General features: G+C 30.9%; 20 protein-coding genes and 1 riboswitch. Of the genes, 9 read left to right on the top strand and 11 right to left on the bottom strand.

Annotated elements, in window-relative coordinates:
* Positions 1–9: 9 nt before the first annotated feature.
* Positions 10–1,776: a sigma-54 interaction domain-containing protein gene (locus tag E0E45_RS14015; protein WP_130891731.1), complete on the bottom strand. Its 1,767-nt coding sequence runs from the start codon at positions 1,774–1,776 to the stop codon at positions 10–12.
* Between the two features lie 15 nt (positions 1,777–1,791).
* Positions 1,792–2,259: a macro domain-containing protein gene (locus E0E45_RS14010; RefSeq protein WP_130891730.1), complete on the bottom strand. Its 468-nt coding sequence runs from the start codon at positions 2,257–2,259 to the stop codon at positions 1,792–1,794.
* 108 nt (positions 2,260–2,367) lie between these two features.
* On the opposite strand from E0E45_RS14010, the gene E0E45_RS14005 reads away from it, so the two are divergent.
* The 4 genes from E0E45_RS14005 to E0E45_RS13990 all read left to right on the top strand — a co-directional run bounded on the left by E0E45_RS14005 (position 2,368) and on the right by E0E45_RS13990 (position 8,333).
* Positions 2,368–2,880, top strand: coding sequence for a flavin reductase family protein (locus E0E45_RS14005; RefSeq protein WP_130891729.1), 513 nt, complete (start codon positions 2,368–2,370; stop codon positions 2,878–2,880).
* A gap of 217 nt (positions 2,881–3,097) precedes the next feature.
* Positions 3,098–4,000 carry a PHP domain-containing protein gene (locus tag E0E45_RS14000; RefSeq protein WP_130891728.1) on the top strand — a complete coding sequence of 301 codons (903 nt, stop codon included), beginning with the start codon at positions 3,098–3,100 and terminating at the stop codon, positions 3,998–4,000.
* Positions 4,001–4,199: 199 nt separating this feature from the next.
* Entirely contained in the window at positions 4,200–4,481 is a 282-nt protein-coding gene (locus tag E0E45_RS13995; RefSeq protein WP_130891727.1) for a DNA-binding protein, read from the top strand.
* A gap of 294 nt (positions 4,482–4,775) precedes the next feature.
* Positions 4,776–8,333, top strand: a complete 3,558-nt coding sequence (locus E0E45_RS13990) for an autotransporter domain-containing protein (RefSeq protein ID WP_130891726.1) — start codon at positions 4,776–4,778, stop codon at positions 8,331–8,333.
* 86 nt (positions 8,334–8,419) lie between these two features.
* Here E0E45_RS13990 and E0E45_RS17735 read toward each other — a convergent pair whose 3' ends face one another.
* On the bottom strand, positions 8,420–8,569 hold the full coding sequence (locus E0E45_RS17735; RefSeq protein ID WP_172604201.1) for a hypothetical protein: 150 nt from the start codon (positions 8,567–8,569) through the stop codon (positions 8,420–8,422).
* 143 nt (positions 8,570–8,712) lie between these two features.
* Here E0E45_RS17735 and E0E45_RS13985 point away from each other — a divergent pair, with 143 nt between their 5' ends.
* Together E0E45_RS13985 and E0E45_RS13980 are read left to right on the top strand one after the other, a co-directional pair.
* Positions 8,713–9,495 (top strand): HAD family hydrolase, encoded by a 783-nt coding sequence (locus tag E0E45_RS13985; RefSeq protein ID WP_130891725.1) that lies wholly within the window; start codon positions 8,713–8,715, stop codon positions 9,493–9,495.
* A gap of 17 nt (positions 9,496–9,512) precedes the next feature.
* Complete coding sequence (locus tag E0E45_RS13980) at positions 9,513–10,211, top strand: SAM-dependent methyltransferase (RefSeq protein WP_130891724.1); 699 nt, start codon at positions 9,513–9,515, stop codon at positions 10,209–10,211.
* Between the two features lie 49 nt (positions 10,212–10,260).
* Here E0E45_RS13980 and E0E45_RS13975 read toward each other — a convergent pair whose 3' ends face one another.
* Positions 10,261–11,145 carry a cation diffusion facilitator family transporter gene (locus E0E45_RS13975; protein ID WP_130891723.1) on the bottom strand — a complete coding sequence of 295 codons (885 nt, stop codon included), beginning with the start codon at positions 11,143–11,145 and terminating at the stop codon, positions 10,261–10,263.
* Positions 11,146–11,195: 50 nt separating this feature from the next.
* Positions 11,196–11,277, bottom strand: a riboswitch (NiCo riboswitch).
* 157 nt (positions 11,278–11,434) lie between these two features.
* Positions 11,435–11,590 carry a hypothetical protein gene (locus E0E45_RS17730; RefSeq protein WP_172604200.1) on the bottom strand — a complete coding sequence of 52 codons (156 nt, stop codon included), beginning with the start codon at positions 11,588–11,590 and terminating at the stop codon, positions 11,435–11,437.
* Positions 11,591–12,010: 420 nt separating this feature from the next.
* Between E0E45_RS17730 and E0E45_RS13970 the strand changes: the two genes are divergently transcribed.
* The 3 genes from E0E45_RS13970 to E0E45_RS13960 all read left to right on the top strand — a co-directional run bounded on the left by E0E45_RS13970 (position 12,011) and on the right by E0E45_RS13960 (position 13,271).
* Complete coding sequence (locus tag E0E45_RS13970) at positions 12,011–12,397, top strand: bactofilin family protein (RefSeq protein WP_130891722.1); 387 nt, start codon at positions 12,011–12,013, stop codon at positions 12,395–12,397.
* Between the two features lie 303 nt (positions 12,398–12,700).
* On the top strand, positions 12,701–13,006 hold the full coding sequence (locus E0E45_RS13965) for an HU family DNA-binding protein (protein WP_130891721.1): 306 nt from the start codon (positions 12,701–12,703) through the stop codon (positions 13,004–13,006).
* Positions 12,999–13,271, top strand: a complete 273-nt coding sequence (locus tag E0E45_RS13960) for an HU family DNA-binding protein (protein ID WP_130891720.1) — start codon at positions 12,999–13,001, stop codon at positions 13,269–13,271. The genes E0E45_RS13965 and E0E45_RS13960 overlap by 8 nt, the downstream gene beginning before the upstream one ends.
* Positions 13,272–13,315: 44 nt before the next feature.
* On the opposite strand, the gene E0E45_RS13955 is transcribed toward E0E45_RS13960, so the two are convergent.
* The 6 genes from E0E45_RS13955 to hemC are packed head-to-tail and all read right to left on the bottom strand — an operon-like array spanning position 13,316 to position 18,825.
* Positions 13,316–13,693, bottom strand: coding sequence for a RidA family protein (locus E0E45_RS13955; RefSeq protein ID WP_130891719.1), 378 nt, complete (start codon positions 13,691–13,693; stop codon positions 13,316–13,318).
* A 17-nt stretch (positions 13,694–13,710) separates the two neighbouring features.
* A complete protein-coding gene (locus E0E45_RS13950; RefSeq protein ID WP_130891718.1) occupies positions 13,711–14,157 on the bottom strand; it encodes a precorrin-2 dehydrogenase/sirohydrochlorin ferrochelatase family protein in 447 nt (148 codons plus the stop codon).
* Entirely contained in the window at positions 14,147–15,457 is a 1,311-nt protein-coding gene (gene hemL / locus E0E45_RS13945; protein ID WP_130891717.1) for a glutamate-1-semialdehyde 2,1-aminomutase, read from the bottom strand. The genes E0E45_RS13950 and hemL overlap by 11 nt, the downstream gene beginning before the upstream one ends.
* 20 nt (positions 15,458–15,477) lie before the next feature.
* A complete protein-coding gene (hemB, locus tag E0E45_RS13940; RefSeq protein ID WP_130891716.1) occupies positions 15,478–16,455 on the bottom strand; it encodes a porphobilinogen synthase in 978 nt (325 codons plus the stop codon).
* Positions 16,456–16,466: 11 nt separating this feature from the next.
* Positions 16,467–17,933: a uroporphyrinogen-III C-methyltransferase gene (gene cobA / locus E0E45_RS13935; RefSeq protein WP_130891715.1), complete on the bottom strand. Its 1,467-nt coding sequence runs from the start codon at positions 17,931–17,933 to the stop codon at positions 16,467–16,469.
* Positions 17,926–18,825 carry a hydroxymethylbilane synthase gene (gene hemC / locus E0E45_RS13930; RefSeq protein ID WP_130891714.1) on the bottom strand — a complete coding sequence of 300 codons (900 nt, stop codon included), beginning with the start codon at positions 18,823–18,825 and terminating at the stop codon, positions 17,926–17,928. The genes cobA and hemC overlap by 8 nt, the downstream gene beginning before the upstream one ends.

The following is an 18,825-nucleotide window of genomic DNA, read 5'->3' as shown; positions in this document are numbered from 1 at the left end:
TTCCCCCAATTACTTTATATCATATTTTTTCATTTTTCTATATAGAGTAGTAAGACCAATGTTCATCTTATCAGCTATATATTTTTTACTTTCAGTATCATCTCCATATTTTTCAAGAGATTTTTCTATATATACTTTTTCGATTTTTTCAAAATCTTCCAATTCAGATTTATTATTAAATATCAATTCCTCTACTGAAGAGAGAGCAGAATCAGAATGATGGAGTATATTGTCGGGAAGAAGATCTGAAGATATTACTCCATTGCTTCCACTCATACTTATCATGAGCTCCATGACATTTTCCAGCTCTCTTACATTTCCAGGCCATTCATAATTGATAAGGGCTTTTTTTACATCTTCATCTATAGAATGAACATATTTATCAGAAAGTCTGTTGTATTTGTCTATCAAGCTGTTGATAATAGGAATGATATCCTCTTTTCTCTCTCTCAAAGGTAGAAGTTTTATAGGGATAACATTTAATCTGTAATACAAATCTCCTCTGAACTTCTGCTCCATTATCTTTTTTTCAAGGTCTACATTGGTAGCAGCAATTATTTTTATATCTAGCTCAATACTTTTATTAGAGCCAATACGTTCTATCTTTTTTTCTTGGATTACTCTCAATATTTTAGCTTGAAGATAAAGAGGCATATCTCCTATTTCATCAAGGAATATAACTCCTGTATTGGCAAGTTCAAATTTACCCATACGACCATTTTGGTTAGCACCAGTAAAAGCTCCTTTCACATATCCGAAAAGCTCACTTTCCAGAAGAGTGTCAGGAATGGCGGAACAGTTTATTACCACAAAAGGCTTGTTTCTCCTATTTCCATGGGAGTGAAGGGAGCGAGCTACCAGTTCTTTTCCAGTTCCACTCTCTCCTGTAATTAAAACAGTAGAATTTGTATTAGCTATTTTTTGAATATTTTCTTTAAGAGATTGTGTAGCAGCAGAAGTTCCATAAATGTTTTCCAGAGTGATCATATTATCACTGCTTGTCATTTCAAGAATGTTTCTGCTGATTTTTTTTACATCTTCAAAAACAAAAGCATTACTTCTTGTTTTATTAAAAGATTTTAAAGGAATTATTTTTCCAGCTACATTATATTCTTCATTTTCTATTACCATATTAAAGACTTCCTCATTCATAAGATAGTCATTTTGGCTCACAAGTTTCATAGTTTTACCTAAAACATCTGATTTTAACTTTAATTTAGCTGAGGCAATATTATTTATTTTTATGATAATATCATTGCAGTCACTGATAATAACACCTTTGCTGATATTATCTATAATTGTATTAAGAGTAGATTCTCTGTCTTTTTGCATAAGGTTTTCCTGATATTCATAGAATTTTATTCCTATAAATTCTGCTATCTGTTTTGTAAAACTTAGATAAGAATCAATATCAGAAAGAATCTTTTTTTTCTGCTCATCACTGAAACAGACAAGACCAATAACTCCTACTATTTCATCACGACAATATATAGGAGTAGCTATTTCAAGTTTTTCTCTGCATTTATTTTTATCTAAACATTCAGTGCATAAGTTATGCTGTCTTGGATTTTCAATTATATTGGTTTTTCCAGTTTCTAGGGAATTCTTATATACACTTCCTAAGGCATATACACCTTCAATATTTTTATACAGTCCAGTTCCAGTGACTCTGACCATATTTTTATCAACTATACCAACATCAACATTTATTAAACTTGATATGGCACTTGCATATTTTTTTACATGCTCTTTTATATCTAACAGGGATATTTCCATAACTCCCCCTTTCTCCTATAGGTCGTATACATAAACTTCGATATTTTTAGAAATGATAGTTTTAAGAATAATATTTTCAATAGTTTTCCAGCTTCCACCAGCAAAGCCGCACCCTATTCTAGGCATATGTATGGAAGCTTCCAGTTCCACAGCTTTTTGAGCTGTTTTTTCAAGACATATCTCAAGTGCTTCATATCTGATGGGAGGTATACCATTTTTTGAAATAATATCATGTTGAGCAATCATATTGGCAACTGTTATAGCAGAAGTGACTTTTACAAACTGGACATTCCCAAGAGAAAAGTCATTTCCCTCTTTACGCCATATGAGAAACTCAATTTCAGGAGCCATCCATCTGGCAGAAAGAGCAACAACAAATCCTCTTCCCCATACTCCTATATCATTACATATATGAGTGATGATGATATTTCCTCTCGCTTGAGGATATACAGCATCTCCTTTTAAATAATGTATTTTACTCATAACCTCTCCTTATGATGGATATTATTGAAAATTATGTACTTTATTCAATATCTATATTATAATTCAAATATGAGGAAAATGCAAAAAATAAAGAGCAGGAGGTATCATATGAAAAATTTTAAAGAGATCAAAGCTGAAGAAATAAACGAAAATACTTTTGAGATTATAGGGAAGAAATGGATGCTTATAACTGCTGAAAAAAGCAGTGGAGAAGTAAATACTATGACAGCTTCATGGGGAGGACTTGGAGTTCTCTGGAGAAAAAATGTAGCTTTTATTTTTATTCGTCCTCAACGTTTCACTAAAGAATTTGTAGATGAAGTTGAAAGATTTTCACTTACTTTTTTTGATGAAAGCTATAGAAAACAGTTGGGATATCTGGGAACAGCATCTGGAAGAAATGAAAATAAAATAGAAAAAGCAAAATTAACTGTAGAACATAAAAATGGAGTTCCTATATTTAAAGAAGCAGAAACAGCTATTATATGTAGAAAACTTTATGTCCAACCTTTAGAAGGGCAGTTTTTCATAGATAAAGATTCTGATAAGGAATGTTATCCTGATAAAGATTACCACATAATGTATGTAGGAGAAATAGAAAAAGTACTTGTAAAAGAATAAAAAATATTTAGGAGAGTGACAGAAAAAATTACTCTCTTTTATTTTCAAAAATATTTTGAACAATATTAATTTTTATTTATCAAAATTATTAATTAATGGATATTTTTGGTGCTTTAAAAAATAAGGGTAAAGAAAATTAATATAAATTATAGAAAAAAGAAGAATACTTTTTCTTTTTCTGATAAAATAGAGATAATTAGAAATAAGGGGGTAGGGTATGAGTAGAAATATAGATTTACATATGCATTCTCTATATAGTGATGATGGAGAATTTTCGCCAGAAGAGATAATTGCTATGGGGAAAAAAGAGGAAATGGAAATAATGGCTCTTACAGATCATAATTCAGTAAAAGGAGCAGATGAAATGATAGAGTCTGGAAAAAAAGCAGGAATAAAAGTAATAAGTGGAGTGGAAATAGACTGTGTGTATAAAGGAGTAAATCTTCATATGCTTGGATATGGAATAAATCATAAAAGAAAAGAATTTCTTGAAATAGAAGAAGAGATATTTGAAAAAGAAATGGCAATAGCAAAAATTAAAATAGAGAAGCTTAAAGAAAATACAGACCTCATAATAGATGAGAAAAAAATATTTGAGATAGCTGCTGGAAATATTGTTACTGGAGAGATAATAGGAGAAGTGGTACTGGGAGAAGAGAAAAATAGAAGCAATCCATTATTAAAAGAATACTTTAATAATGGAGCGAAGAGTGATATGCCTTTTGTGCATTTTTATTGGGATTTTTTTTCACAGGGAAGAATAGCTTATGTTCCTATTGGATTCAGACCTATGACTGAAATAGTGAAGTTAATAAAAGAAAGCGGAGGATTAGCAGTATTAGCTCATCCAGGAAATAACTTTAAGAATTGCTTAGAAATAGCAGATGATATAATAAAAGAGGGAATAGATGGAATTGAAGTATTTAGTACATATCATTCTCCAGAACAGATAGACTATTTTTACAACAGAGCTGAAAAAAATAATCTTCTTATGACTTTTGGAAGTGATTTTCATGGAAAAAATAAACCTCATATAAGATTAAAAGGATATCCAGTTCCTGAAAAATATGAAGGAATGAAAGAGAAATTAGTAGAAGATTTCATGGGAAAATTGAAATAATAAAAAAGATGAAGAAGCTGATTGTGAGTTAAACTAAATCAGCTTCTTTTTTGTTATAAAAGTAAAATGTGCATAACTCTAGTTAAATGGAGTTAGGAAAAAGACTTTATTCCTTGACTTTAAGAATTAAACAAGTATAATATCAGTTACGTATATTCAAAAAGATATTTGATATATGATTAAAAATCATGGAGGAATAATGAAAAAGACAAGAGAAAAAGGAATCGCAGAAAAAATTGAGGACAATGCATTTGAAAAACTAGAGGAAGGGAATGAATGTGAAAAATATAGTCAGAAAAGATATGAAGAGGAATTGGGGATATGGACAACTGTAAATAAGGCAGCTGCCATAACAGGGAGACACACGAGTACTATCTATCGAATGATAGGTGAAGGAACTCTGATATCAAGAAAATATGGAAACAAGATATCAATTCTAAGCAGAAGCTTAATATTTGCAAATGGAGATAGAATAGAATAAGAGAAAATACTAAATTAAAAACTATCTTAAAATCATGAAAAAAGCTCTAATAGGGCGCCTATATGTATAAAGGCGGCTTTTTTTTATTTGTAAATTACCTCATTATAATCTTTAATATTGATAAAGTCAAGGAATAATGTGAAACTTAAAAATCTTGACCTTAAAATTCACTCCTTTAAAATTAAATAGTTAAAGGCTCTAAAAGTTCGCCTTTATACATAAAAGAGAACTGGGCTGTTTTTATGTCTAAATCTATATATTTTAATAAGAATATTTTAAAGGGGGAAAAGAGTTATGATAGAAAAAATAATGAAAGCAGTAAAGAGAAGCAGCAAAAGAAGAAGTGTAAATATAACAATAGGAGCAGTAGTCGGATTTCTATTGTCATGTAGTACTATAATAGGAGCAGATCAATATTTATGGATAAAAGAAGATAATGGAATAAAGTTTAGTGCTGATAATGGAGTTACTTCTGTAAGTTTAGATCCTTATAGTAATAAAAATATTTGGAATGAGTCTGTAAAAATTTATATAAATAATATGGGATTAACAGGAATAGATAATGGTTCTGGGATAGAAGGATACGGATTGAAGTTAAGTGGGAATTTGGAAAAATTTAAATTTATAAATAACAGTTCAATAATAGGAACATCTACAAAAGGTTTTGGGTATGGAATTTATAATAATGGTATTGTAACAGAGTTGATAAATAATGGTTCAATAGCAGGAATATTTTCAAAAGATGTCTCTTTAGGAATTTCTAATGATGATATTATAACAACACTGACAAATAATGGTTCAATAACAGGAGAAACTACAGAAAGCTTTGGTTCTGGAATTGCTAATAATGGGACTATAACAGAGCTGATAAATAATGGATCAATAACAGGAATAGCAGGAATAGATCGTAGTTATGGAATTTCTAATGATGATATTATAACAACACTAACAAATAATGGTTCAATAACAGGAGAAGCTACTACAGGAAGCTTTGGTTCTGGAATTGCTAATAGTGGTACTATAGGAGAGCTGACAAATAATGGTTTAATAAAAGGAAAAGCAGGAATAAGATATGGTTATGGAGTTTCTAATGATGGTACTATAACAGAGCTGGTAAATAAAGGGCTAATAATAGGAACAGCTGAAAAAAGTTCAGGTTATGGAATTTCTAACACAGATATTATAGAAAAGTTGCTAAATAATGGTTTAATAAAAGGAACAGCAGAAGAAAGTTTTGGAATAGGAATTAATAATACAGGTGCTATAACAGAGTTAACAAATACGGGTTTATTGGTAGGAACAGCTGAAAAAAGTTCAGGTTATGGAATTTCTAACACAGGCATTATAGAAAAGTTAATAAACAATGGTTCACTAATGGGAACAGCTAAAGAATGGTATGGATATGGAATTTCTAACACTGGTATTATAGAAAAGTTAATAAATAATGGTTTAGTAATAGGAACAACCATAGGTAGCTCAAGCTCTGGAATTACTACTAAAAATACAGAAAATCTAATAAATACAGGAGTTGTTTATGGAGATGAGAATGCTGTAAATAATAATGGGACAATTGATTCTTTAAAAAATTATGGAATATTAGCAACAAAAGGAAGTATGACTGTAAGTGGAACAACAGGAAGCAAAGAAAATTATGGACTGGATATTAAAAATCTAAATGGTATTCCAATTATAGCTGCTGGTGTAGATGGAGAAAAAAATATAATAATGGGGTATGCTGATGGAAATGAAATAATAAGAAAGATGACAATAAAAAATAAAAGTGCTATAGATGGCAGTGATTCATTTAATGGCAATGAATCAAATGCCATATTAAATGCTCTAAAAAATACATATAAAGTTAGTGGAATAGATAATGAAATAATAGGCTCAATAGTAAATGCTTATGGAACAGCAATTATTTTTGGTGGAGCAGGTAGTCAGCTTACTTTATCAGGAACAATAGTAAGTGGTGGAATAGATGGAAGTGATACTGTAACAGGAAGCAGTAATGATAATACACTGATACTTCAATCTGGAACTGTTGACTACACAAGTGGAAGTATAACTCAAAATACCATAATCAATGGAAATATAAATATGGGTGGAGGAGATGATACTGTAACAGTAGGAAATGGAACTATTATCAATGGAATTCTTGATGGAGGAACTGGAAATGATACTCTTAATTTTGATTCTCCAGTAGCAAGAACATCAAATAGTGATGGGGTAAAGATTCAACATAATATCTCAGGTTTTGAAAATATGAATATAAATACAAATGTAACTCTATTTGAAAAGACTGTTGGTACTACTGGAAATTTAGAAAATTTAACAATAACAGGAGCAGAGAATATAACAATAGGAGCAAATGGAGTACTCACTTTGAGAATAGATACAAGTAATATAAACAGCTCAAGTGGAAAAGATAAAATAATAGGTCATGCTTTATATAAGTCTACATCCTCAGGAACTCCTTCTACTCTTATTTCATCTAATGGAGGAAAACTATTGTTAGCTCTTAATGGAGCAGGGAATAGCAGTATAATAAGTTTTGGAGAGACTCAATTAGGCAACAGCTTAGTTACAGATTATGAAGGATTATCTCAGGAAGAAGTAACTTTTGGGACTACATCATTATTCCATTCAGTAAAAAGAGTAGCTGGGAGCAATAATGAAGTAGAAGTTACAGCATTGAATAATCTTCCACTATATAGTTCAACTTATGGCTATGAAAATTTGAATAAAATATATCATGGAATAAGATCAGTGAATGAATTAGGAAATTTTGATGTGACTACTGATGAAAATTTCTCATCATTCTTAGGCTACTTAAATAATATTTACGCAGGAAATCCATATTCATATTCAAGTGAGTTATCAAGAAAATCTGCTGGAATGTTCAGAGATATAGTAACAGAAAATTCATTCAAAGCAGATATAGGGAAATGGATGATATATGGAGGATTAACTCATATAGATGGAGGAACAAAAGATATATATTATGGAAAAGGTTACTATACTTATGATATTGGAAGTACTGATATGGAGGCAGATACAAAAATTACTGGAGCATATATGCTTGGAGAGTATGGAGTGTCAGATACACTTACTTCAGGAGTAGTGATAGGAGGAAATAAACTTAAATCTGACTTGTCTAATGGCTCTAAAGTTGATGGAAGTGCGCTGTATCTGGGAGCTTATGCTAAGAAATATATAGGAAATCTAAAAGTAACAGCAGGAGCAGGGTTCCAGTATGGAGATTATGGTGTAGACAGACTGGCAGTAAACAATGCAGCTTCAAGTACAGGAACACCAGTGATGAAATATTCTGATAATTATACTGACCTGACATATGACATCTATTTGAATGGAAGATACTCACATAATATTGGAAATAATTTATTCTTAGAACCATATGGAACTTTGTCATACACATATATCAAGCAAGATGGAACAGATGAAGGAAGTAAAACTCTGGCAATAGAAACAGATTCAAAATCATTTGACTACACAATAGGAAAAGTGGGAGTAGACCTTAAAAAAGTGATACCATATGAAAAAGGAAAAAGTACACTATCAGCAGGAGTAAGCTATACAAAAATACTTGATGGAGCAGATGAGGAACATATCACAGGAAGATTTAAAGGTGGAAGTGACTTTGATATATTGGTAGCTCGCAAAAATGAACATAGTATAGGACTAAATGCAAAATATGCTCTTGAGCTAGAAAATGGAGTACTATTTGATATAAAAGGAAGTTACGTAGTGGAAAGAGATTCACATAATGGGACAGGAAAAAACAAGACTAAAGGGGAATGGATTGTGGGAACAGGATTAGGATATAAGTTTTAATTAAAATAATAGAATTTAGAATATAGAAAAAATAATTAAAAGGCAGAATTCAGAGAGTCCTCTGGTTTTCTGCCTTTTTATAATTACTATTCTTTTGGTCTAAGGCAGAAAGGAAGATTTCCTATATCATTTTTATGATGCATTACACAATCACAACATTTTCCATGGTTAGGACAGTCTTTAGGACAAGTACATTCAGCTACATGAGTATTTCCACATTTAATATTACATTCCATAAAATCACTCCTTAAAATTTTAATTTCTATACACATTTCCTAATTTGATTATAGCTCCAATTTACCTGTTTGTAAATAACTCTATTGACAAACTACAATAAAAAAGGTATCGTTTACTTAAAAAAAGAAATAAAGGAGAATAGATGAAACTAATAGCAATGGATCTGGATGGAACTCTCCTAACCAAAAATAAGAGAGTGTCAGATTTTAATAGAGATATATTAAACAAAAAAAGTAGTGAGGGAATAGAATTAGTTATAGCCTCTGGAAGAGATTTGTATAGTATAGTTGATTTAACAGGCTGTTTAAATGTAAGATATCATATCTGTTTCAATGGAGCTAAAATATATAGGGATAGGGAACTGATTTATTCTAAATCAATGGATAGAAATATCTGTCTGGATATTCTTGAAAAGGCAGTGGAAATAGGGTTGGATTATAGTGCTACTGCTGGAAAAGAAGTGCATTTTACAAAGATAGATCCTGAATATGTAAAAGAATATGGAACAAACAAAGAACTTGAATTTTTTCATATAACAGATGGAAAACCACTAGGAAGAGAATTTGAGAAAATGGTATTTGTAGGAGATGCAGGTAGATTTAAAAAGCTAAGAAAATATGTAACTGAAAAATATGGAAATGAGCTTAATATTTTTGGTTCAGGAGATGGAGTTATGGATATAGTGGATATCCAATGCGGCAAAGGTGAAGCATTAAAGCTGGTAGCAGAAGATATAGGAATAGATATAAAGCAGACAATGGCATTTGGAGATAATGAAAATGATATTTCTATGCTGAATATTGCAGGATGTCCTGTAATTATGGCTAATGCAGCAGAAGAATTGAAAAAACCTGAATATAAAAGAACTGTTACTAATGGTGAAGATGGAGTAGGAGTCTTTGTAGAAAAATTTTTTGAAAGATAGATAACAGGAGAAAATATATGGAAATAAAGTATGGTAAAAAGTTTTTGATGGATAATATGATGGGGCCTAACAGTTTTAGAATATGTGAAGAAATTACCAATGGAATAAAAATAGAAACTGGGTCAAGAATACTTGATTTAGGGTGTGGGAAAGGATTAACTTCTATATTTTTAGCTGAAAAATATGATTCAAGTGTATTTGCAGCTGATTTATGGATTGATCCTACAGAAAATTATGAAAGATTTAAGAAGGTTGATTTAGGAGAAGAGATAATTCCTTTAAGAGCTGAAGCTCATCAACTTCCTTTTGCTCATGAATTTTTTGATGTAATTGTAACTATAGATTCATATCATTACTTTGGTAATACAGGGGAATTTTTTGGAAAACACATACTTCCTCTGCTAAAAGGAAATGGCTTGTTTATAATGGCTATACCTGGATTAAAAGAAGAATTTGAAAATGGAGAAATACCTGAAGAGTTACGTCCCTTTTGGCAGGAGAATATGAATTTTTATACTAAATACTGGTGGTATGAACTTTTTTCTAAAAATGAAGGAATTATTATTGAGAAATGTGAATCATTGAAATGCCACGATGAAGCTTGGAAAGAATGGCTTGAATGTGATAATGAATATGCTGTCCATGATATTGATATGATGAAGGCAGAAAGCGGAAAGTATTTTGATACTATTGGGATAATTATAAGAAAGAAATAGAAAGCAATTAGAAAGATGTGGATGACCAATTATGAGCCATCCACATTTTTTATTTGTTTACTGGATTTACATGAACCATGCAATGCTTTATTTTCAGAATATTATTTTCAATAGCATCATGGACATTGTGAGCTATATCATGTGCCTGTTTAAGAGGAATATTTCCATCTGCTTGAATTTCAACATCTACATATACTCTATCACCAAATAACCTAGTTTTGATTTGGTCTATTCCCAAAACTCCTTCTTGCTTTAAGATAAGAGTTCTGATTATTTCAATAGTTTCATCATCACAGGCTTTATCAGTCATTTTATTGATAGAATCCATAAATATTTCAAAAGCTGCTTTTAAAATAAAGATACAGATAATAACACTGGCTATTGGATCAAATATTGGGTAACCAAGTCTGGCTCCAAGTATACCAGCAAAACTTCCTACAGATGAAAGAGCATCAGAGCGATGGTGCCATGCATCAGCCATAAGTGCCCCAGAATTTATTTTTTTAGCAGCAGCTCTTGTATACCAGTACATTCCTTCTTTTACTCCAATAGATATCAATGCAGCTGCAAGAGCAAGGATTCCTGGAACTGTCAGATGACTGTAGTCTTTAGAGGAAATAATGATGATCCCTTTATATCCTATACCTAACCCAGTAGCAAAAAGAATAGCTGACAACAGTATAGCAGCTACACACTCCATTCTTTCATGTCCATAAGGGTGTGTTTTGTCTGATTCTTTATTTGCTATCTTTACTCCAATAATAACTATAAAAGTACTGAGTACATCAGAAGCTGAATGAACAGCATCAGAAATCATTGCTCCTGAATGAGCAACTATACCAGCAAAAAGTTTAAAAATAGATAGAATGATATTCCATACAATAGAAACAAAAGAAACTTTCATAGCAGTCTGTTCATTTGTCAAAGTTTTCATGAATTTTTACCTCCAAAATTATTTTAGTATAAAAAAGCATCTATGGAACACACTTGTCCCACAGATGCTATTGATTTCATCTGCTGCCGTTTTTAACAGCCCAGTCTTTATGACCTGATCAGTCTGTACTGTAAGTATTCTTATACGAGAATGCATCAGTGCAATATTATGATTATTATACGAATTGAAAGAGAATTTGTCAAGAGATGAAAGATAAAAAAGACTGTGGAAGTTCCTCCACAGTCTTTTTTAGGGTATAAAATCAAAAATATTTCAAAGTCAATTTTAATTATTTAGCATATCTTAAAAAATAGTCATCAAGCATAGTAAGTTCATCTTTCATTTCGGCTAATTTATCTTTATTTTCAGCCGATTTACTATGTTTATAAAGTCTTTCAAGTATATCCAAATTTGTTACTTCTTTGTTCATTAGTTCTTTTTTCATAATATTACCTCCAGTACAATTGAAATGTCAAAAATAAAATAATAAATGTTCCAAAAATTAGCCTTAAAAGATTCAAATGTTTTATTATCATTTTTTCTCTTTTTATATTTGTATTATAACAGAAAATGGTGAAAAAAGTAAAGCAATATTTTGTACATATTGTCACAAGTTAAAACTTGTGACATGGTTTTTTTAGATGAATGTTTTATAATCGAAAAAAGATAAAATTGTAATTAGAATTATAGAATGAAATGATTTTTTTTATAAAACATAAGAGTAGATAAAAATTTTAAAAAGAAAAAAAGTTTGACACATAGTGAAAAAACATATAATCTATAAGATATAGAGCAAATAATTAAAAAGAGAATATTTAAGAAGAAAAATTAATATTTTATAAATAAAATTCTAAAGGGGGGAGGTATGGGTTTGTTTAGTAAAAACAATAAAGATGTGGAGATAGATTTTTCGGCAAAGGGAATGACTGCTATTTCAAAAGGAAGTACAGTAGTAGGAGATATTACTAATGAGTGTAATCTTCACATAGACGGAATAATTACAGGAAACATTATTTCAAATGCTGTAGTAACAATTGGTACCAGTGGAAGAGTGATGGGAAAAATAAAAGCATATAAGATAATTATAAGTGGTATATGCAAAGGAGAACTGGAAGCTGATATTGTTGAAATATTAACCAATAGTAAAGTAGTAGGAGATATAACAAGTTCTAAATTAATAGTGGAAGAAGATTCATATTTTGAAGGTAAAAATCAGAAAAAACAACCAAGTGAATATATAGAAATGAAGTAAAAATAACGAGAACGGCTAAAATAGATTAAAATCCAGAGATTAATAGCATCTATGGATTTGTTAAAAAAATTATAGTCGTTCTTTTTTTTGTATAAAAAAATAGGTTAAATACTAAAACTTACATGATATTTTTTCTAATAATGATAAAAATAAGAAATTATATTGACATAAAGAGATTTAAACGTTAAAATAGGTAATAAATGGTTTGAATAGATGTGCTTTTAAGAGTTTAATAAAATGTCACATGATAAGTTCAGTTTTTAATATCACGGGGAAATAAAATTAGTTTTAAAAGGAGCTATGATGGGAGAAAAAGAGTTTTTAAAACTGTATATGAAAGAAAGAGGGTTAAAAAATTTAGACGAGGCTAAAGAAAAAATCGATACTTTTTGGAAAACTGTAAAAGGGGCTCTTGAAAGAGGGGAAAAAGTTAAGTTCAAAGATTGGGGAAATTTTGATATGAAAGATATTAGACCTAGAAGAATAGTAGAACTTAAAACAAAAAGAGATATGATAATTCCTGGAAGCAGAAAGATAAAATTCAGTTCAGGGAAAGGCCTTATAAAGTCTATACATAATGAGATTGAAGAGGGGAAGATAGATGGATAAACTACAATTTATAAAAGAGTATAAAGAAAATCATGATAGAAGAATAACTAATGCTGATGCAAAAAAAGATGTAGAGGTATTTCTAAACCTGATAGAAAACAATATTGTTGAAGCTGGAAGCATAAAATTCAAAGGAATAGGAACTTTTTCTCTTCTTAAAAGAAAGCCTAGAGTAATCAGCAATCCAAAAACAAGAGAAAGAATGACAATCTATCCTTTACCAATAGTAAAATTTATTCCTACTAAAGTAAAAATAGGAAAATAATATGAATTATAAAAGGTCAGTAAATGTTGTACTGACCTTTTTTGTTATTTTACAGCAATAACTTCTATTTCTACTTTTACATCTTTAGGAAGTCTTGCAACTTCTACACATGCTCTTGCAGGTCTTATATTTCCAAGGTATTCATTATATACCTCATTCATAAGAGCAAAATCCTCCATATTTTTTATGAAGACAGTAGCTTTTACCACATTTTTAAAAGTATATCCAGCAGCTTCAAGGATGGCTTTCACATTTTCAAGAGATTGTTTAGTCTGATCCTGTATATCTTCTGATATAAGAGACATAGTTTCAGGAACAAAGGGTATCTGTCCAGATACAAAAATAGTTCCGTTAACTTCTACAGCTTGTGAATATGGTCCTAAAGCAGCAGGAGCTTTTTCAGTATGGATAATTCTTTTCATTACTACCTCCTAATATATTAATTGTTAAAAAATTTACTTATTTTTTCTTTAAGAGCCTTTGATTTTTTAGGATCTCCTTTTGCAGAAATAGCAATTTGATACTCACCATTTTCATAAATACTTGAAAAACGACAGTTCATTTCTGTTTTAGAAGTAATATTATTTACAAGTATATTTTTTTTACTGCATAATTCAAAAATATATTTATTAAATACAGAATCATCAGTAGCAGCAACTACCATAAATATATCTTCCAGCATATCTTCTTTAAAGTCTTCTAAAGACAATTCAATATTTTTCAGTTCTTTAAATTTCTCTTCTTTTATATCCCTGGTAATAACTTTAATTTTTGCCCCATAACTCAAAAGAGTTTCAGTTTTTCTAAAGGCTATTTTTCCAGCTCCTATTACAAGGACTTTTTTATTCTGCATATCTAAAAACACAGGGAAAAAATTATTTTCCATTGTTTTTTTCTCCAATAGATTTAAAAGCTTTTTCAATAGACAAAAGAGTTTTATCTAGATCTTCTTTAGTGTGAGCCATTGAAATGAAGTGAGCTTCAAATTGAGATGGAGGACAAACAATTCCATCTTCAAGCATTGTATTGAAGTAGATTGCAAAATTTTCAGTATTAGAAGAAAGAGCATCTTCAAGATTATTTACTTCAGGTCTCTCAGTAAAGAATATAGTGAAAAGAGAACCTATTGTATTTACACATGCAGGAACATTATATTTTGCAGCAAGCTCTTTTATATTATTTACAAGATATTGAGTTTTTTCCTCTAAAGTTTTATATAAAGTTTCTCTGTTGTTATACAAATAACTTATAGTTTCATATCCAGCTCTCACAGATACAGGATTTCCAGATAGAGTTCCAGCGTGATATACTCTTCCAACAGGAGCAATGAGTTCCATTATCTCAGCTTTACCACCAAATGCTCCAACAGGATATCCTCCACCTATTATTTTTCCAAGGGTAGTCATATCAGGAGTAATACCAAAAAATTCCTGTGCTCCTCCAAGAGATAATCTGAATCCAGATATAACTTCATCAAATATTAGAATAGTTCCTGTAGAAGTGCAGACTTCTCTTATTTCTTTTAAAAATTTTACATTAGGATAAATCATACCCATGTTAGCAGGAACAGGCTCCATAATAAGACAGGCTACATCTTTCTTTTCAAGAACAGCTTTAATAGCAGATATATCCCCAAAAGGTACAGTAAGAGTGTCTTTTAATACTCCATCTGTAATTCCGTTGCTATCTTGATATCCATCAGTTAAAAGTCCTGATCCAGATTTCACTAAAAGTGAATCAGAGTGGCCATGATAACATCCTTCAAATTTTAATATTTTATTTCTATTTGTATATGCTCTAGCTACTCTTACAGCAGACATAGTAGCTTCTGTACCAGAAGTAGTGAGTCTTACTTTTTCGATAGAAGGACAGCATTTAGTAATAAGTTCAGCAAGTTCTACCTCCATTTTAGTAGGAAGACCAAAAGAACTCCCCATTTCTATAGCTTCTCTAACTCCATTTATTACATTTTCAGGGTTATGTCCTAGAATTAATGGACCCCAAGAACAGATGTAATCTATATATTCATTCCCATCTTCATCCCATATCCTTGCACCTTTTCCTTTACATGCAAAGATAGGAGCTTTTCTATTTACAGATTTAAAAGCTCTTACAGGACTATTTACTCCGCCAGGGATATATTTCTCAGCTTTTTTAAAAATTTCAGTTGAAATCTTATGTTCCATTTTTCCTCCTTGTACAATCTTTAAAAAACAACTTCATTATTTTTATACCATTTTGCTATATCCTTAGCATGATAAGTTATTATTATATTGACTCCAGCTCTTTTCATAGCAAACATATTTTCCATAACAATACCTTTTTCATCTATCCAGCCATTTTGAGCAGCAGCTTTTACCATAGAGTATTCACCACTTACATTATAGGCAACAATGGGAAGATCGATATTAGATATGGCATTGATAACATCAAGATAAGCAAGAGCAGGTTTTACCATTATAAAATCAGCTCCTTCTGCCATATCAGCTTCGACTTCTCTAAAATATTCCTTAGAGTTTCTGAAATCCATCTGATAAGTCTTTCTGTCTCCAAAACTAGGAGCAGAATCAGCTGCTTCTCTGAAAGGTCCATAGTAGTTTGATGAATATTTTGCACTATATGCCATGATAGGAGTATTTACATATCCATTTTCATCTAAAATTTCTCTTATAGCCAGTATTCTTCCATCCATCATATCTGATGGGGCAACTATATCAGCTCCAGCCTTTACATGAGAAAGGGCAGTTTTTGCTATATATTTAAGAGTTTCATCATTTAAAACTTCACATCCATCAAGTATTCCACAATGTCCATGAGAAGTATATTCACACATACATACATCAGTAACTATAAGAAATTCTGGGAAATTTTTCTTGATATATCTTATAGCTTCCTGTACAATCCCTTTATCATTATATGCTTCAGAGCCTTGTGGATCTTTGTGCTTTGGAATACCAAAAAGAAGAATAGAAGTTACACCAAGTTCTTTTAACTCTGTAAGTTCCTCTCCTACTCTATCGATTGACCATCTGTATTGTCCAGGCATAGATGATATTTCTTCCTTTATATTTTCTCCTTCTTCCATAAAAAGCGGATATATGAAATCACTAAGATTAATTGTTACATTTCTCACCATATCTCTTAAGGCTTTAGAACTTCTAAGTCTTCTAGTTCTAACAAACATAAATATTCCTCCTATTTAACAGCTTCTAAGATGCCATTTACGTCATAAACTTTAGCTTCATAATCTACAGAAAAACCATATTTTTTCATTGTATCACTTGTTACTGGACCTATAGAAGCAAGTTTGATGTTTTTTACAGCTTCAATATCTCCATCTATACTCTCATAGAAAGCATCAACAGTAGATGAACTTAAAAAAGTAACTATTTCTGTTTTTGATAAAGCTTTTAAAACTTCTTCTTTATCTCTTACAATTTTTTTTGTGTTATAAGCTACCAGTTTATGAAATTCTCTATCATAGATAGAGTTAAATTTATCAGTATCACAAGGTGATATATCTGATGTTATTATTAAAATTTTATCTCCAGATTTTGTATAATCAAGAGATAGTTCAGCAAGTTTAGAGACTAAATATTCATCAGGGATAAAATCAGCTTTTAACTTATAGCTTTCAAGAATTTCTTTAGTTTTGCTTCCCACAGCTCCTATTTTCAAATGAGCAAGGATCCTTATGTCATCTATTTTATTCATAAATTCTCTCACACCATTAGGAGAGTTAAAAAGTATAGCTGAATAATCCTGAAGCATATCTTTTGAAACTGTTCCCAATGTAGATTCAATTTCTATAAAAGGAAGCTCAACAGCTATTCCACCCATTTTTTCTATTTTATCTGAAAATTCTCCAGCTTGTCTTTTATCTCTTGTTACAAGTATTTTTTTACCAAAAAGATTTTTTTCTTCAAACCATTTGAAAGTTTCCCTTAAATTTACTACTTCACCAATTATTGTAATAGCAGGAGGAACTATCTTTTTCTCTTTTGCTATGTCAACAATAGTTTTTAAAGTTCCAACAGTTACTCTTTGATCTGATGTAGCTCCTTTTTCTATAATTGCAACAGGAGTGTCAGGACATTTACCATTAGAAACAAGATCTTCTACTATAATAGGAAGAGTCTTTATTCCCATAAGAAATACAAGAGTTCCTTCAAGTTTAGCTATTGCTTCAAAATTATGCCAAGTTCCATCTTCCATAGTGTGACCAGTAAATACATGGAATGATCTTGCTACTCCTCTGTGAGTTACAGGAATACCTGCATATGCAGGTACTGATATAGAAGAAGTTATTCCTGGGATTATTTCAAAAGGGATATTATTGTCATAAAGAGATTGAATCTCCTCTCCTCCTCTTCCAAAAACAAAAGGATCTCCTCCTTTTACTCTTGCAACAGTTTTTCCCTCTAAAGCTTTTACTACAATTGTTCTGTTTATTTCATCTTGAATAACCCCACCTTCAGTATTTCCTTTACCTAGGTAGATCATTTCAGCATCTTTTTTTGCAAAATTAAGTATTCTTGGATTGATAAGTCTGTCATAAACTATACAGTCAGCTTCCTCTACAGCTCTCTTTCCTTTTAAAGTAAGCAGTTCAAGATCACCAGGGCCAGCTCCCATTATGTAAACTTTACCTTTGTTAGTCATTTATTTTCTCCTTTATGATATCTGCAAGTTTTTGAGCAGTTTTTATTCCTAAAGCAGCATCTTCTGTGATAGAGGCAGAATATCCAGTTTCTCCTTTGAAATAGATACCTGTAAGAGTAATTTTATCTCCATCTAAGATACAGTGACATCCCATAGGAGTGTGACATCCTCCATCAAATATTTTAGAAAATTCTCTTTCTATTACTACCACTTTTTCTATATCTTCATTATGGATAGATTTCAATATTTTTTTTACTTCCTCATCATTTTCTCTGCATTGGATATGAAGGACACCTTGTGCAGGAGCAGGAAGAAATTTTTCAGGATCAAGATATTCCGTGATCTCTTTTTCTAATCCAACTCTTTTTAAACCAGCAGCAGCAAGAAGAATAGCATCATAATCTTCATTTTTTAATTTGTTTAATCTTGTATGAATATTACCTCTCAATTGTTTTATTTCAAGGTCATTTCTAAGATTTTTAAGATTCATTGTTCTTCTGAGAGAACTTGTACCAACTATAGCTCCTGCTGGAAGTTCCATAAGAGTTTTTCCAGACTTAGATACAAGAACATCTCTAGAGTCCTCTCTGTCAGGAACAGCTCCACATATTAATCCTTCTGGAGAAATAACAGGCATATCTTTCATAGAGTGTACAGCAAGGTCTATTGTTTCATTTAGAAGCTCAACTTCAATCTCTTTTGTAAAGAAACTTTTGAGAGATTTATCACTGTTGTTCCAGTTGCTCACAAGATCAGTATCTCCACTTGTAACAATCTTTTTTATTTCAAATTCTAATTCAGGAAAATTATTTTCCAGCATTTTTTTTACCATTTCACTTTGAGCCATTGCCAGAATACTTCCTCTGCTCCCAATCACAATCTTTTTTTTCAT

This window comes from Fusobacterium ulcerans ATCC 49185, assembly GCF_900683735.1.
Taxonomy (GTDB): domain Bacteria; phylum Fusobacteriota; class Fusobacteriia; order Fusobacteriales; family Fusobacteriaceae; genus Fusobacterium_A; species Fusobacterium_A ulcerans_A.
This window is presented reverse-complemented; position numbering and strand designations above follow the sequence as displayed.

Coding starts and splice junctions, on each gene's coding strand:
- E0E45_RS14015 (WP_130891731.1), bottom strand. CDS start 1,776: ATGGAAATATCCCTGTTAGATATAAAAGAGCATGTAAAAAAATATGCA.
- E0E45_RS14010 (WP_130891730.1), bottom strand. CDS start 2,259: ATGAGTAAAATACATTATTTAAAAGGAGATGCTGTATATCCTCAAGCG.
- E0E45_RS14005 (WP_130891729.1), top strand. CDS start 2,368: ATGAAAAATTTTAAAGAGATCAAAGCTGAAGAAATAAACGAAAATACT.
- E0E45_RS14000 (WP_130891728.1), top strand. CDS start 3,098: ATGAGTAGAAATATAGATTTACATATGCATTCTCTATATAGTGATGAT.
- E0E45_RS13995 (WP_130891727.1), top strand. CDS start 4,200: ATGAAAAAGACAAGAGAAAAAGGAATCGCAGAAAAAATTGAGGACAAT.
- E0E45_RS13990 (WP_130891726.1), top strand. CDS start 4,776: ATGATAGAAAAAATAATGAAAGCAGTAAAGAGAAGCAGCAAAAGAAGA.
- E0E45_RS17735 (WP_172604201.1), bottom strand. CDS start 8,569: ATGGAATGTAATATTAAATGTGGAAATACTCATGTAGCTGAATGTACT.
- E0E45_RS13985 (WP_130891725.1), top strand. CDS start 8,713: ATGAAACTAATAGCAATGGATCTGGATGGAACTCTCCTAACCAAAAAT.
- E0E45_RS13980 (WP_130891724.1), top strand. CDS start 9,513: ATGGAAATAAAGTATGGTAAAAAGTTTTTGATGGATAATATGATGGGG.
- E0E45_RS13975 (WP_130891723.1), bottom strand. CDS start 11,145: ATGAAAACTTTGACAAATGAACAGACTGCTATGAAAGTTTCTTTTGTT.
- E0E45_RS17730 (WP_172604200.1), bottom strand. CDS start 11,590: ATGAAAAAAGAACTAATGAACAAAGAAGTAACAAATTTGGATATACTT.
- E0E45_RS13970 (WP_130891722.1), top strand. CDS start 12,011: ATGGGTTTGTTTAGTAAAAACAATAAAGATGTGGAGATAGATTTTTCG.
- E0E45_RS13965 (WP_130891721.1), top strand. CDS start 12,701: ATGGGAGAAAAAGAGTTTTTAAAACTGTATATGAAAGAAAGAGGGTTA.
- E0E45_RS13960 (WP_130891720.1), top strand. CDS start 12,999: ATGGATAAACTACAATTTATAAAAGAGTATAAAGAAAATCATGATAGA.
- E0E45_RS13955 (WP_130891719.1), bottom strand. CDS start 13,693: ATGAAAAGAATTATCCATACTGAAAAAGCTCCTGCTGCTTTAGGACCA.
- E0E45_RS13950 (WP_130891718.1), bottom strand. CDS start 14,157: ATGGAAAATAATTTTTTCCCTGTGTTTTTAGATATGCAGAATAAAAAA.
- hemL (WP_130891717.1), bottom strand. CDS start 15,457: ATGGAACATAAGATTTCAACTGAAATTTTTAAAAAAGCTGAGAAATAT.
- hemB (WP_130891716.1), bottom strand. CDS start 16,455: ATGTTTGTTAGAACTAGAAGACTTAGAAGTTCTAAAGCCTTAAGAGAT.
- cobA (WP_130891715.1), bottom strand. CDS start 17,933: ATGACTAACAAAGGTAAAGTTTACATAATGGGAGCTGGCCCTGGTGAT.
- hemC (WP_130891714.1), bottom strand. CDS start 18,825: ATGAAAAAAAAGATTGTGATTGGGAGCAGAGGAAGTATTCTGGCAATG.